The 14837-nt window shown below is 60.6% G+C and carries 12 protein-coding genes; 3 read left to right on the forward strand and 9 right to left on the reverse strand.

Annotation, left to right across the window (positions count from 1 at the left end):
- Positions 1–517: 517 nt before the first annotated feature.
- Genes ABJ205_RS01990 through ABJ205_RS02000 form a run of 3 tightly spaced genes read right to left on the reverse strand, consistent with a single transcriptional unit; the run spans position 518 to position 2623 of the window.
- Entirely contained in the window at positions 518–1633 is a 1116-nt protein-coding gene (locus ABJ205_RS01990; protein ID WP_348035505.1) for an NAD(P)-binding protein, read from the reverse strand.
- Positions 1634–1685: 52 nt separating this feature from the next.
- Positions 1686–2345 (reverse strand): isoprenylcysteine carboxylmethyltransferase family protein, encoded by a 660-nt coding sequence (locus ABJ205_RS01995; RefSeq protein ID WP_342670060.1) that lies wholly within the window; start codon positions 2343–2345, stop codon positions 1686–1688.
- Positions 2342–2623 (reverse strand): DUF2933 domain-containing protein, encoded by a 282-nt coding sequence (locus tag ABJ205_RS02000; protein WP_224199591.1) that lies wholly within the window; start codon positions 2621–2623, stop codon positions 2342–2344. Before ABJ205_RS02000 ends, ABJ205_RS01995 begins: the two co-directional genes overlap by 4 nt.
- 249 nt (positions 2624–2872) lie before the next feature.
- On the opposite strand from ABJ205_RS02000, the gene ABJ205_RS02005 reads away from it, so the two are divergent.
- Positions 2873–4246 carry a cyclopropane-fatty-acyl-phospholipid synthase family protein gene (locus ABJ205_RS02005; RefSeq protein ID WP_348035507.1) on the forward strand — a complete coding sequence of 458 codons (1374 nt, stop codon included), beginning with the start codon at positions 2873–2875 and terminating at the stop codon, positions 4244–4246.
- Between the two features lie 314 nt (positions 4247–4560).
- Here the strand turns inward: ABJ205_RS02005 and ABJ205_RS02010 are convergent, their stop codons facing one another.
- The 5 genes from ABJ205_RS02010 to ABJ205_RS02030 form a co-directional block, all read right to left on the reverse strand.
- Positions 4561–5211: a Bax inhibitor-1/YccA family protein gene (locus ABJ205_RS02010; RefSeq protein WP_082134961.1), complete on the reverse strand. Its 651-nt coding sequence runs from the start codon at positions 5209–5211 to the stop codon at positions 4561–4563.
- Positions 5212–5352: 141 nt separating this feature from the next.
- Positions 5353–5880, reverse strand: coding sequence for a hypothetical protein (locus ABJ205_RS02015; RefSeq protein WP_047824225.1), 528 nt, complete (start codon positions 5878–5880; stop codon positions 5353–5355).
- Positions 5881–6018: 138 nt separating this feature from the next.
- Positions 6019–7653, reverse strand: coding sequence for an alpha-D-glucose phosphate-specific phosphoglucomutase (locus ABJ205_RS02020; protein WP_230279183.1), 1635 nt, complete (start codon positions 7651–7653; stop codon positions 6019–6021).
- 72 nt (positions 7654–7725) lie between these two features.
- Positions 7726–9540 carry a phosphogluconate dehydratase gene (gene edd, locus ABJ205_RS02025; RefSeq protein WP_047822112.1) on the reverse strand — a complete coding sequence of 605 codons (1815 nt, stop codon included), beginning with the start codon at positions 9538–9540 and terminating at the stop codon, positions 7726–7728.
- A gap of 70 nt (positions 9541–9610) precedes the next feature.
- On the reverse strand, positions 9611–11188 hold the full coding sequence (locus ABJ205_RS02030; RefSeq protein ID WP_053059196.1) for an AarF/UbiB family protein: 1578 nt from the start codon (positions 11186–11188) through the stop codon (positions 9611–9613).
- Between the two features lie 288 nt (positions 11189–11476).
- Between ABJ205_RS02030 and ABJ205_RS02035 the strand changes: the two genes are divergently transcribed.
- Entirely contained in the window at positions 11477–12382 is a 906-nt protein-coding gene (locus ABJ205_RS02035; RefSeq protein ID WP_047822114.1) for a fructose bisphosphate aldolase, read from the forward strand.
- Between the two features lie 48 nt (positions 12383–12430).
- On the opposite strand, the gene ABJ205_RS02040 is transcribed toward ABJ205_RS02035, so the two are convergent.
- Positions 12431–13246, reverse strand: coding sequence for a universal stress protein (locus tag ABJ205_RS02040; RefSeq protein ID WP_158246583.1), 816 nt, complete (start codon positions 13244–13246; stop codon positions 12431–12433).
- Positions 13247–13533: 287 nt separating this feature from the next.
- Between ABJ205_RS02040 and ABJ205_RS02045 the strand changes: the two genes are divergently transcribed.
- Positions 13534–14733: a phosphoglycerate kinase gene (locus ABJ205_RS02045; RefSeq protein WP_047822117.1), complete on the forward strand. Its 1200-nt coding sequence runs from the start codon at positions 13534–13536 to the stop codon at positions 14731–14733.
- Positions 14734–14837 lie beyond the last annotated feature (104 nt).

The following is a 14837-nucleotide window of genomic DNA, read 5'->3' on the forward strand; positions in this document are numbered from 1 at the left end:
AGGCAATCATGCCTGGTGCCCCCGCGAATGGATTTTATGGCACATCGGCCATCAGACGCAGGAAGCACCGGCATGGTCTCACCAGCCTCATGCAGGGCAGCGAGACTTCTTCTCGAAAGCCGGCCGATCGGGGAAGGCCGACATATACTTGGACGCGAGCGGCACTGATCAATTACACCCGCACCATTGGTTCGCGTGCGGTCTCGCGTTCCAAGATCGAACCGGGATTATCGATCGGTGGAGGCTCTGGCCCGGCGGGGCATCTTGCTCACCAGACTGCGCGCAAGAGTCGATGCGCATTCGCCTCCAAGCGAAGAGGCTCTGCCCTGTCAGGGCTGCGCAATGTGCGCCGGCGGCCCGCCTTGCTGCCGATCAATGTATTTCTCGGGGCGCTGATCGAAGCGCCGCACGCACTGAGCCGAGCAGAAGAAATAAGACCATCCCAAAAATTCGCGGTGGGCCTCGACGGTCTCTAGCGGAATGCTACGCTGGCATACTGGATCGGTCACCTGCATCGTCAGAACGCCGTTCCATGTTCGCACCACACGCATGTGCAGTCCTGATGGTCGCAACTTGGGTCATGTAAGCCCCTGCGCAGGCGACGTTCTGCAGCGGGGAAGAGCATAGCGTGGAGAGATGATGCCGCATACAGCTTGTGCAGCCTCTCTCCCGTACTGGCTTGCATCAGTTTCGCTGTCACCCAATGGCGTCCTGTCGTTCCGATGCTGTTGAAGACAAAACGATTGACGATGCCCGCCTTCATTCTCGGTAAAAGCAAACGGCGCCACAATTGCTCATAGCTTCGATTTTCGAGGATGCTTTGTGCAGCGAGCGCGCCCGAAGTGATTGAATAGCGTAAACCAAACCCCGCAAGGGCATCTTGGAAACCAGCATGCTCGCCCGCAACCGGATGGCGCCCCTGGACTGCGCTTCTTGGGAGTCGCAGATTTCCATAACCGCCGAAGGCTTGTTCGTTACGCATCACGAGCCCGACTTTCTCCCGGAAGAAATCACAGGTTCGCTCGACAAATTCCTGTTGCCGTTTGAAGCCGCTAAAAAGACACGCTGCGATAGTCCCGCGGCCTTGATGGACGAGGAGATAGGCATAGCCTCGCGGTGCCAAACGGTCGTCGAAGGCAATGTAAGCTCCATCTTCACACTCGGTTTCGAATACATATCCCGAGGCGATAATATCGGCTTTGCGCGGTCCCCCGGCGAGGATCGTTTCTCCCTCGGTTTCGCGAACGCGACTCCCGAAATGGACCCGCACACCAAGCGCCTCTGCCTGCTTGAGGAGCCCATACTCGAGGCTTTGCACCGATCCGCCGCGCTCAACGAGATAATAGAGTGGGCGGCGCGCTGAAATCTCGTGCCGCCGTCCGCGCGCATCGAAACCCGTGCCTGTCCGGACTGGATGGGCCAGGAAGTTGATATCGATCCCCCAGCTTTGGAGTTCGCACAGCGTATCCTCGTCGCAGCTCCAGTTTTCAAGGCCCTGGAAATCGCCGTGAAACCGCGCCCCGACGTGGCGGTGCCATTCGTGAAGCTCGACATCCCTTCCGCCTTTGGCGAGCACGATCGCCGCGGCGAGACCCGCCGGACCTGCGCCGACCACTGTAACGGCTGCGCTCATTAGGTCAGGTCAGTCGCGAACCGCGCCCCGGCAGGAATGGAGCAAGTTATTGTCACCTCCCTGGCTTGGCGGAGACGAGCGTGCGAAACTTCGGGAAAAACCGGGGAACGCGTGCTGCGTACTGACGATAGCGTTCGCCGAACTCGGCGAGTGCCTCTCGCTCCTCCCGCAGCGACAGCCGCCAGTACATGAGGAGGAGGATCGGGAACATGGCCAGCGTAAGTATGGTCGGCCACTGAACCAGAAAGCCCAGCATGATGAGGACGAAACCGACATATTGCGGGTGGCGGATGCGAGCATAAGGTCCTTCGGTTGCAAGTGCCCCCCCCTTCTGTGCCTGATAGAGCACGCGCCACGCGGCCGACAAAAGGATGAAACCACCTCCGATCAATCCAAAACTGAGGAGGTGGAACGGACCGAAATGCGGATTGCCGCGCCAGCCAAACAGCATTTCGAGCAAATGACCGGAATCGTGCGCGAACCAGTCAACCGACGGATAATTGCTCTGCAGCCATCCGGACAGGAAGTAGATGGTAAGCGGGAAGCCGTACATCTCGGTGAAAAGCGCCACGAGAAAGGCGCTGAACGCCCCAAAGGAGCGCCAATCTCGGCCCGATTTCGGCTTGAAAAAGCTGAACGCAAAAAGAATGAAGATCGCCGAGTTGAAGGCGACCAATATCCAAAGTCCGTATGCGGAATCGTGCATCGTCAGCGCACTCCTCTTTCGTTGCCCGGCCGGTCATTAGCCGCATAGCGGGAGGCAGTTTTCTTGGACGCGCTATCGGTTGTCTGGTCATGTGCGCCATGGTGCCCGGAAGGTGGTGTATCGGCTTGGCCATGCCCGCCGTGTCCGCCATGCCCACCGTGCATGAAGAGGTGGATGCCCACGCAAAACGCCAGGATCAATCCGAGCAGATAATAGTCGCCGGGGATATGGGCCTGATGCTCGAACAGCAGCAGAAACCCGGCGGCGAGAAGAAACACGATCACCGTTATTCCCGCGCGCGTTCCAAAAAATGGCCGATCCGGACCACTTGTCCCCTTTCGCATAGTTATTCCTCAATCGCAGCGCCGCGCCTCGTTTGGCGGCGCTTCAAGAAGTAGACGCAGAGGCGGCCGCGTTCTTACAGGGAGGCTTTCTTGTGGTGCCCGAAACCACCCACGCCGGACTTGGAAGTGTAAGTTGATCACCGACCGCTCGTCTTTGGGAACACAATCATTCAAGACCTGAGAGGCGGTATGACCCAGAGACAACGAGGAAAATCAGCGCGTCACGAACTTGGTCTGCGTGCATTGAAGCCGGCCTTGCGCGCCGTCGTGAAGGCTGGTCGACTTACAGTCATCGGTGCTCACGCGACGCGACTGGTCATCGATTCGGGTGCACCAGGACCCTCGGTTGCGATCAAGCTTCATAGCGCTGCGCTGCCGTTCAAGCTTCTCTCGCGCCCCTCGCTTGCGCTCGGCGAGGCCTATATGGATGGGTCCCTCACTGTGGAGGACGGATCCATTCGCGATCTCCTTGCAATTGTTACTTCCGGGCTCGACGGACTTGATGAATTGCCGATCGAACGCCTCCGCGCACCGCTCGCGCGCATAGCCACCCGTCTCACAGGCAACCGGCGCCGTAAAGCGGCCAGAAACGTCGCGCGTCATTACGACCTTTCGAACGAGTTCTATGCACTCTTCCTCGACGAAGACTGGCAATACTCGTGTGCCTATTTTTGCGAAGGTTGTTCCTCGCTAGAGGACGCTCAAGCCGCAAAGCGCTCCCATATTGGTCAAAAGCTGATGGTAGGTGAAGGCATGAGCGTCCTTGACATTGGCTGTGGCTGGGGCGGCCTCGCGATCGAATTGGCAAAGCAGGGCGCGGCCGAAGTGTTAGGCATCAGCCTTTCGCAAGAGCAACTGACGCTGGCGCGCCAGCGCGCCGAGGAGGCTGGGTTTGCAGAAGAGGCGCGGTTCGATTTCTGCGACTACCGCGACCTTCAGGGTGAATTCGACCGTATCGTTTCCGTCGGGATGTTCGAACATGTCGGCCCTGCCAGCTACGGGTCCTTTTTCAGAGCCATCGAAGAGCATCTTGCTCCGGATGGGGTCGCCGTCGTCCACTCGATCGGGAGAATGGCTCCCCCGGGCGGAAAGGATCCCTGGGTCGACAAGTACATCTTTCCCGGCGGCTACATCCCGTCGCTGTCAGAGACCCTGTCCGTCGTCGAGCGCATGGGCCTGTGGGTTACCGATATCGAGATCCTGAGGCTGCACTATGCGGAAACGCTGGCGCATTGGTACGAGCGCTTTCAATCGCGCCGCGAAAAGGCGCTCGAACTCTTCGACGAGCGCTTCTGCCGGATGTGGGAGTATTATCTCGCCGCCTGCGAAATGATGTTTCGCAATGGCAATCTTATGGTTTTCCAGCTCCAGCTTGCGCACAAGCGGGACGCGGTCCCGCTGACGCGTGAATATCTCTACGCCCCACGCGATCAAAGCGCCGTGCCGCGCGATGCAGGCGGGAACCATTTGCGCTGCAGCTGCTCAGCTCGCTCGCGTTTGCTTGGGACGTCGAACTCCGAAGGGGTTCCACCGATGCGCTACGATGGTTCGTCGACCAGCTGAGGTTGAACGGCAGAACAAAGGCACGTCCGGTAAGAGTCGAGCCGCTTGTGAGGGTGCAATTCGCAAGCGGTTGCGAAGCACAGCATCTGCGGTGCTGCCAGCGATGCGAAATTAATTGCTGATCGAAAGCATTTGTACGACCCGTCTGCGTAGTATCGCCGAGCCAACGGTTCGAAACGAACCCACGCTTCGGATCGCGCCCATCCGTGCCGTGCCTGTTCTGGCATTTGAAAATCGAGGTCACCATGACAATTAACATCACGATGCTCTTAGCCAATATGCGTAACTTCTCGCACGAGCCGCGGCAGATTGCCTCAGCGGCGCTCTCCCATCAGGCGAAGCAGGAACAGGAACAGATTGATGAAATCGAGATAGAGCGTCAGGGCGCCCAGTACGATGGCCTTGCCGCGAAACTCGGTCTGCCCGACCTGGAAATAGATGTTTCTGATCTTCTGCGTGTCATAGGCAGTCAGGCCCGCGAAGATAAGCACGCCCAGACCGCTGACAATCAGGTCCATTGTCGAGGATTGGAGGAACATATTGACGACCAGGGCAACGAGCAGGCCGACAACCCCCATGATCAAAAAGGCGCCCCAGGCCGATAGATCTTTCTTGGTTGTATATCCCCACAGGCTCAGGCCGCCAAAGGCAGAGGCGGCGGCGAAAAAGGTCCGGGCGATGCTCACCCCGGTATAGGCGAGGAATACGGTCGATAGCGACACGCCCATGAGTGCCGCATAGCTCCAGAACAGCGTTTTCGCGGTCCTTTCCGAGAAACGATTGATCCCAAATCCCAAGGCAAAGACAATGGCCAGGGGTGCAAAGATGGCGATCCAGCCCAGCACCGTTGGCGCGCCGGTAGCGGAAAAGAAGATCTCGCGAATGCTGGCGGTATTCGCGACCCAAAGTCCGACGATACCGGTAAGAAGCAATCCGCTCGTCATGTAATTATAGACGCCGAGCATGTATGATCGCAGCCCCGCGTCAAACGTCCCCGAGGGAACCGATTGAGGGGTAGAGGCGCGATCAAAGCTTGTCGCGGATCGGTGGTCTTCCATAAGAAGAATTCCCTTTCTTGCGCGGATCGGCACCTCGCGGCCCGATCGTTAGTCGTGGGTATAGGTAAAGTGCGCCGTGACGGCGGGGACCCGGTGCATTCTTGGCGGCGTATTCTTGGACGGGGAGGATTGCATATGCGGGGGGCGTTCGACCTCGATCCCGATCCGGTATTTGATGCCGCGTTGGAATGTCGTGAAACCACCGAAAGTGAGCGCGCCGGCGACGGTCATGGGTTCCAGACGGATCGTTCGCTGCAAACCGCCGGGCTCGGTGATATGCGCCCTGACCTTCGCATCGGTTATCCGGGCGCCGGAAGCCTCGTCGAAAACGGCCGCAACGATATGCATGCTGTGCGAACCGGCGGGCACGCCGCCGTGCATCCTCGCTTCGGGGTGGCTCTTGGCGTGGCCGCGCACTGTCGCGGCAGGCACCACGCCCAGATACATCACTAACCCGTCCGCGGTCCTGACACCATCGACCACCCCTGCGTGACTGTTGGTCGGCGCCATGACCGCTGCGAACATACCTGCCGCTGCAACCAGCGCGATTGCTGACCGAATGTGTTTCGAAATCATATCGGGCTCCATTTGCGTGAAAGGTAAGACGCATGGGGAGGACGGAAATTACATCGCGCGGGCGAGCGGCATCGGGACTGCGGGGTCCGGAAAACGCGGTATCGCTCTTGCCCGCCTGCGCCAAGACGCGCTTGGGTCTCATGTTACAAGCGATGGACGTTCGCGCCCGAGGCGTGCCGGAATTTCGGCCAGACTGCCTGCGGCAAACGAAAGGTCGTTCAGTACTTTTCGGGCGTCTTTATCGTGCAACCACGCACGGGCCTCATACCGCTCCAGATAAATCCGCAATGTCGCACCCCCCGTTCCCGTGCCGGAGAGGCGGTAGACGATGCGAGAGCCGTCTTCGAGCAGGACCCTGATGCCCTGGCGTTCGGCCACGCTGCGGTCGACCGGATCGGTATAGCTGAAATCGTCGGCCGTGCTGACTATCGACCCGGCGAGCCGCTTGCCAGCCATGTCGCCGACCTGATCGCGCAAGGCGTCCATCAGCGAGTTCGCCGCGGCGGCGTCCACAGCTTCATAGTCGTGCCGCGCATAGAAATGACGCCCGTAGCGATCCCAATGATCCTTAATGATGCGGTGTACAGGCATGCCGCGAACGGCGATGATCGTGAGCCAGAACAACACCGCCCACAGGCCATCCTTTTCCCGGACATGGTCGGACCCGGCCCCGAAACTTTCTTCGCCGCACAGCGTGATCCTGCCGGCGTCGAGCAGATTGCCGAAAAACTTCCACCCGGTCGGCGTTTCGAAACAGGGAACGCCGAGCTCTTGCGCGACACGGTCGAGCGCGCGGCTCGTCGGCATGGAGCGCGCGACGCCGGCGAGACCGCCGCTGTAGCCCGGGACGACATGCGCATTTGCCGCTAGCACGGCGAGACTGTCGCTTGGCGTCACGAACATTTTGCGACCCAGGATCATGTTGCGATCCCCGTCGCCATCCGAGGCGGCAGCAAAATTCACGGCGTCCTGCCCGAACATGAAGTCGACCAGGTTCCGGCTCCGCCCAAGATTTGGGTCCGGTTTCGCCCCGCCAAAATCCGGCAAGGGCTTTCCATTGATGACGGTTCCGACCGGCGCCCCGAGGCGCTCCTCGAGGATTGCTCGCGCATAAGGTCCGGTGATCGCGTGCATCGCGTCGAACCGCATTTTGAAACTGGTGCTCGTCAGCAATTCGGCGAGGCGCTCGAAATCGAACAGCGTCTCCATAAGTTCCGCGTAGTCCGACACCGGATCCACCACCTCGACCTCGGTCTCGCCAAGCGAGACCTTACCCAATCGATCGATGTCGATGTCGGGCTCGTCCACCAAGCGATAGGCGACTATCCGTTTGCTACGCGCGTAGATGGCCCGCGACAGAGTTTCCGAGGCAGGCCCTCCGTTCGCGGAGTTGTATTTGATCCCGAAATCACCTTCGGGTCCACCGGGATTATGGCTGGCCGAGAAGATCAAACCGCCACTTGCACCGCGCTTTCGGATAAGATGGGAAGCTGCCGGCGTGGACAGCAGGCCTGCTCGGCCAACGACGAGATGCTTGTAGCCATTCGCGGCCGCCATCCTGCTGGCTGTCTGGATAGCCTCGCGATTGAAGAAGCGGCCGTCTCCGCCGATGACAAGCGTCCGGTTCGCGCCTCCGCCGACCGTCTCAAAAATCGCCTGCAGGTAGTTCTCGAGATAATGCGGCTGCCTGAATATAGCCACCGGTTTTCGGAGCCCCGAAGTGCCTGGACGTTGATCATCGTAGGGGCGCGCGGGCATGGTCAGGACGTTCATCTGCGATCCTTGTAAAGCGGCGTTGAACCTAGAGCGGACGAGCGCTTTCCTGGAGTGCTCGCATTCACCGCGCTAAAGCCCCGCCAGTGCCAGCATTGCTGACGCGCCTTTTTCGGCCTCGTCGGCGTGCTGGCGCATCATCGCAAAGAGCTCACGGCCCAGCCCTTGCTCGTCCCGCGGCGGCAGGGCGGGTTCGCGGTCGTTCCAGTCTTTCTCGCTCACCAGGGCTTCGACCACGCCGTTATCCGCAGACAGCCGCACCACGTCGCCGTCGCGCAAGCGCGCGAGCGGACCACCAGCATGCGCTTCGGGCCAGACATGGATCGCCGCGGGCACCTTGCCCGAAGCCCCTGACATACGGCCGTCCGTGACAAGCCCGATGCTGAGTCCGCGGTCCTGAAGGACGCCCAGAGGTGGCATGAGCTTATGCAGTTCGGGCATCCCGTTCGCGCGCGGCCCCTGAAAGCGCACGACGATCACCATGTCGCGGTCGATCTCCCCCGCCTCGAATGCGCGTAGCACGTCATCCTGGTCCGGAAAAATCCGCGCCGGCGCCTCGATTGTCCAGCGTTCGGGGGCGACCGCGCTCGTCTTCATGACACAGCGACCGAGATTGCCGGTGAGGAGCCTTATCCCGCCATCGAGCGAAAACGGTGCCTGAGCGGTTCTCAAAATGCTTTCGTCGCGGCTTATTGTTGCACCGCTGCGCCATACAAGTTCATCACCATCTAATGCCGGCTGCTTTGCATAGGCACCGAGATCGTTCTTCCAGACGGTCAGGACATCTTGGTGAAGCAAACCTGCCTCGAGGAGTTCGCGGATGACAAAGGCCATTCCGCCTGCCGCTTGGAAGTCGTTCACATCGCCACCGCCATTCGGATAAATCCGCGCCAAGAGCGGAACGACCGTGCCCAACTCCTCAAAATCGCTCCAGTCGATCTCCAGGCCCGCCGCGCGGGCGATGGCCGGCAGATGAATGGTGTGGTTGGTCGAGCCGCCGGTTGCGAGCAGGCCCACGGCAGCATTGACGATCGCCTTTTCGTCGATGCAATGCGCTAGCGGACGGTAATCTTGGCCCTCAGATCCGATCTCGGTAATCCTGTGGACGGCAGCGCGCGTAAGTTGCTGCCGCAGCTTCGTGCCGGGATTGACAAACGCAGCGCCCGGCACGTGGAGGCCCATCACCTCCATCATCATCTGGTTGGAATTGGCGGTGCCGTAAAATGTGCAGGTGCCAGGGGCATGATAGGAGGCGCTCTCGGCTTCGAGCAGCTTGTCATGCCCGATCTTTCCTTCGGCGAAGAGCTGGCGGATGCGCGCCTTTTCCCGGTTTGGGAGCCCTGACGGCATCGGCCCGGCGGGCACGAGGATCGCAGGCAGATGTCCGAAACGGAGCATGCCGATCAACAAGCCAGGCACGATCTTGTCGCAAATGCCGAGGAGGAGCGCACCTTCGAACATCGCGTGACTGAGCCCTACCGCGGTGGCGAGCGCGATTGTATCGCGGCTGAACAGCGAGAGCTCCATGCCGTCCTGGCCCTGGGTGACGCCGTCGCACATCGCCGGTGCGCCGCCCGCGATCTGCGCTGTCGCGCCGACCTCGCGGGCAAAAATCTTGATTTGTTCGGGATAGCGATAATAGGGCGCATGCGCGGAGAGCATATCGTTATAGGCGGTGACCACTCCGATGTTGATCGCATGGGCGCCCGCGATGGTCTGCTTGTCCTCGCCCGAAGCGGCAAATGCGTGCGCCAGATTGCTGCAAGAAAGCGCGCTTCGTCGCGGGCCGGCATCCCGCTGACGGTCAATGAAGGCGAGATAGGCGTCGCGTCGCCGCTTCGAACGGTTGGCAATACGGGCAGTAACGGCTTCGACGACAGGGTTCATGCGCGGTCCCTCCGGGACGTTTGGGGAATGCCACTAGCCGTGGCGTGTGCTGCCTGGCTGTGCATTTGCCTCATGGTTGTTGCTCGCTTTGACGGCGCGATTGGATGAGGATTTGAATGGTCAGCAGGAGGGCCGCTGCGAGGATGATGGCTGCCGGGAGGGGAATATCGCCAAGCACGCGCGGACCCCGATTGGCCACCATCAGCGCTGCCGAGGCGAGGTAGCTGCCGAGCGCGGCGATCGACAAGGCGACCTGCCTGACAGCATGGTCAAGCCTGTTTCCAGGGGCGAGAGATCCGCTCGGATGCCCTGCCGTCCCGGCGGAAACCCTTTGTAGCCACCCGGCGCCGATTGCGGGCGCCCGCCGGACCAATCGGGCGATTTCCCATTCGAGCCGGGGGGTATGGAGATTGCCGATAGCCGCGCTGCGTCGCTCCGCGAGCAAGCGGTTTCCGGTCGCCTGCAACACAAGCAGCAGATCCGCCTCGGGGTCGAGCTTCCGCAATGTACTTTCTGCCGTGAACACAGTGCGGACCAAGGCGGCCAGATGCGGCGGCAAGCTGAGTGTCCTGTGCCCCGACAACCGTCCGATATCGATCATGGTCTTGGCAAGAGACCATTCCGACATGGCAGCGCCCCGCAACTCCGCCAGGATACCGTCCACGCCCCGGGTAAGTGCCGCGCGGTCGGCAGTGACCGAAAGGAGACCGAGGTCGATCGCCGCATCGGTGAGCCATTCGGAATCGAGGTAAATGAACGCTGCCACAAAACCGAGCAGAGCCTCGCGGGTGCCAATGTCGAGCCTGCCGACAGCTCCGAAATCGTGCACGCACAGACGCCCGTCCGACATGATCAGCAAATTGCCCGGATGCGGGTCGGCATGAAAGGCACCAAGAACGAAAAACTGTTGCAGATAGAAATCGATGAAAGTCTCGGTGAGCGTATTGCCGCGCTCGATGGCCTCGCGCTCATCCAGCGGGGTGCCCATGCTGCGCTCCTGCGTAATGACGGAGGCGTCCGACATCTCGTCGACGACATCGGGAATGTAAACCGTCTCAGAATCAGCGAAAGCGCGGGCGAACAGGCGGATGTTGCGCGCTTCCTGCCGGAAATCGGTTTCCCTTTTCAGATTGTGCGAAAGCTCCTTCGCCAGTGCCGCCGCGCGGTGACGTCTCAGCGCAGGTATGACATGCTGAAACAGGTGCACCAATATGAGCAGAATGCGCATATCTCTTGCAATTTGCTCGCCCACTCCGGGCCGGAGGACCTTGACGACCACTTCGCGTCCGTCATGCAGCTTTGCGGCGTGGACCTGGGCTACCGAGCCCGCGGCCAGAGGGTCGCGTTCAAAACTGGCAAAGGCCGTTGCTGTGTTCGCGGCCAATGACTGCTCGATGATCCTTACCGCTGCATCGGCAGGGAAAGGAGCGGCCTTGCTTTGCAGGTTCGAGAGGCTCGCGGCCCAGTTCGCATCGAGGATATCGCGGCGCTCGCTCAGCGCCTGACCGAGCTTGGTGAAGGTCGGGCCGAGATTTTCGAGACGCCGCGTGGTCCTTTGCGGAAGCGTGGTCATGCGCCGACCGAACCCCATCCGATTCAGCATCATTGCGCTCAGCACATCCAGCAGGAGCCGGGTTGCTGTCCACATGATCTGAATTCCCCGGATTATCATAGCCCGCTCTGACCTCTTGTGTCCTCACCATGATTGGACGCTCGAAATGCGGGTGGATTACTGTGCGGGGCTGGCCTGAGAAGGAGAACCCGCGCGGCGAAGTTGCTTCACTGACCGAGGGGTATTGCCGCCCAAGGTCTGCTCGCCGGTAGCGGCGTTTGTAATCAAGCGCTGCCAAAGGCGTCCATTCTCTACGCATTGACGATATTATTCGCGGCCGCGTCGATCGGTCGCGTTTGCAAAGACTGGAGCCGGGGAGACCCCATGAAATATGCGGAAATGATGGCGCAGCTTGTGGGTGGTGCCGGTTTTGTAGCGGCCCTCGACCAGTCCGGCGGCTCGACACCTGCTGCCCTTCAGGCCTTCGGCATCGACGCGGACCGGTATTCCGGCGAGGACGAGATGTTCGCGCTTATCCATGGATTGCGCGTGCGGATCATGAAAGCCCCATGCATCGATGGGCGAAGGGTGCTTGGCGTCATCCTTTTCGAGCGCACTATGGATGCGCAGATTGACACCGTACCGGTGCCAGAGTTTCTCTGGCGGCGGGGGATCGTGTCCTTCGTCAAGATCGACCAAGGGTTGGAGAAAGACACAGGCGGCGTCCAGCTCATGAAACCCATGCCGGATCTCGAAAGCCTGCTGTCCCGGGCGCGCTCAAGGGCCGTTTTTGGCACCAAGATGCGTTCGGTGATCAACGTCGCATCGCACCAGGGGATCGGCGACGTCGTGCGCCAGCAATTCGAGCTGGCCAACCATGTCCTCGACCAGCGACTTGTGCCGATTATCGAACCGGAAGTGAATATCGCAAGTGCAACGCGCCAAGAGTGCGAGAGTATCCTTCTTGCCGAACTCAGTAATGCGCTCGATGGGCAAGCCTATGGCCGCCGTGTGGTACTGAAACTCTCGCTGCCGGTTTCGGACGGGCTTTACGCGCCCCTCGTTGCCCATCCCAGCTGCGCGCGGGTGCTCGCCCTTTCGGGTGGGCTCTCCCAGGATGCCGCTTGCGCCGCGCTCGAAAGAAACCGCGGGATGATCGCGAGCTTCAGCCGGGCTCTGTTGCAGGATTTGCGGGCGCACATGCAAGATCAGGAATTCAACGATGTGCTCGGGCGCGCCGTCGAGCGCATCTACCGGGCTTCGACAGTCAAGCGTTTGGCCGATCGATAAGACGCCGCCAGTCCAACACAAGCCTAGATCCCTTATGCCTATTCTGCTCTAGTGCGCGAGAATCATCGGGATCGGGCTGTGCAGGATCATCTCCCGGGTGACCCCACCGAGTATGGTTTCCCGGATACGCGAGTGCCCATAGGCGCCGAGCACGATGTAAGCCGCCCCAACATCGTTCGCCGCAGCCACCAACGCTTCAGAGATCGATGCATCTTCGGCGGGTTGCCGCCGGGTCTGCGCTTCGATGCCGTGTCGTGCAAGATATTGCGCAAGTTCGTCCGGCGACGAACCTTCTTTGTCCTCGCTGACGGTTACGATGTGGACCTCAGCAGCATCGCGCAAGAGTGATCGGCTCAAGCGAACGGCATGCCCGGCTTCGGCGGATCCATTCCACGCAATGATCGCATTCCCCCTGGGCGCGAACCGCTTTCCGCCGAGCGGTACGACGAGCGAAGGAGACTGGATATGAACGACAAGATCGGCGACGAGCGGCGCGGCTCGCGGCAGGACGGCATCTTTCTGCTCAGGCTGACTAATGACCACCAGATCGGCCAGCGTCGCGTGCGCAGCCAGCGCCTGTCCTGCGGAACCCTCGACGCGGCGCCATTCCCACTCAACGCCTTCTTGCGCCAGGCGGCTCTCGATCAATTGGCGATCTTCATTTTCCGCATCGCGAACCGATTGCAACGCTTCGGGCGAAATATAGCTTGCACCATACGGATCACCGATAAAAACATAGGAATTCCAGCTTGTGGCTTGCAGACAGATGAGGAGGCCCTTGTGATCTCGCACGAGATCGATCGCCGCAGCCAGGCGGCTGTCCTGTCCGGCGTCGCGATTGACGTGCAGCAGCACTGTTTTCATTTGTCTCATTCCCTTCCTGTAACCTTGCGAGCTTCGGCAAGCCGCCCGGCGCTCCGCTGGCGTGACGCATATCAGGCCACTCTTGGCAGATGCCTTGCGTTCGCCCCTGCTGGACCTGATCCAAAAGGACGCCGGAAGCCCGCGCGACTTACACTTTTCGGCGGCGCCTTTCGCTATCTCATTGCTGCTATGTAAGCCTTCGCGCGCCATTCCGTCCCTAATGGAGGGAAGCGCGCGCGGTTGAGCCGCGACTTCGCCCCATTCCTGCAGCAAGGAGCAATAGTCGCATGTCGGTTCCGCAAACCCTCGATGATCTGGGCGAAATCGCTGGCCAAATTGCGCTGGTCCGGGTCGACTTCAATGTACCAATCGGAAACGACGGCGCGGTCGGTGATGATACGCGCTTGCGAGCGAGCTTGCCAACGGTGATGGCGCTCAGAAGGCGCGGCGCGGTAATCCTTTTGCTCTCGCATCTTGGTCGTCCCAAAGGAAAACCGAACGCGGCATTCTCGCTCGCGCCGGTTGCCAAAACCTACAGCTCCCTGCTCGGAGACGAGGTTCATTTTCTCGAAGACTGGACTGGCCCGGGAGCGCAGCGCGCGGTTTCCGAGCTAGAGGCGGGCGATGTTGCCTTACTGGAAAACACCCGCTTCTACGCAGGCGAAGAAAGCAACGATCCCGAGCTTGCAAGCGCGATGGCCGACCTTGCGGATTTTTATGTCAACGATGCGTTCTCGGCCTCACACCGGGCGCATGCATCCACGGTGGGAGTGGCAAGACTGCTGCCGAGCTATATGGGCCGCGCCCTGGAAGACGAGATCGGGGCGTTGCAATCGGCGACCGGGCTCGGGCGGCGCCCTTCCACCGCGATTATCGGCGGCGCCAAGATCTCGAGCAAGCTCAACGTCCTCGAGCAGCTCAGCACGAAGGTGGATAACCTCATCATCGGCGGAGCGATGGCGAACACCTTTCTTGCCGCGCTGAACAAGCCAATCGGCAGATCGCTCGCCGAGCGGAACCTCGAGGATGCAGCGCTACGAATTCTGAAGAGTGCCAGTCAGGGAAAGTGCCAGATCCATCTGCCCCAGGACGTCATGGTAGGCAGGGAACTGACGCCGCATCCCCTTTCGCTGCGCACGGCCCTGGTCGAAGATGTCGCCGCCGATGAGATGATCCTTGATCTGGGGCCTCTCACTGTCGCGAAAACTCTGGACGTGCTGCGATCCTCGCAGCTGCTCATCTGGAATGGCCCGCTCGGTGCATTCGAGACGCCTCCTTTCGAGACATCGACTTTTGCGATCGCCCAGGCGGCCGCCGAGCTGACACGAAAGGGATCGCTGACCTCGCTTGCCGGTGGCGGTGACACAGTTGCGGCCCTCAACAACAGCGGTCTGACTGCGGACCTCACCCACGTGTCGACTGGAGGCGGCGCATTTCTCGAATGGGTAGCTGGCATCGCGCTGCCCGGTCTGCAGGTCCTTACCTGACTGGGCCTTGAGCGGTATCTGGGTTCGGCGATCTTCCAGCGGGATAGATGTCGAAACGGGACTGCGGCGAGCAACGGTGCTGACAAGGACGGCGGGACGGAAGG

The sequence above is a fragment of the Erythrobacter sp. genome (assembly GCF_039988855.1).
Classification (GTDB): domain Bacteria; phylum Pseudomonadota; class Alphaproteobacteria; order Sphingomonadales; family Sphingomonadaceae; genus Erythrobacter.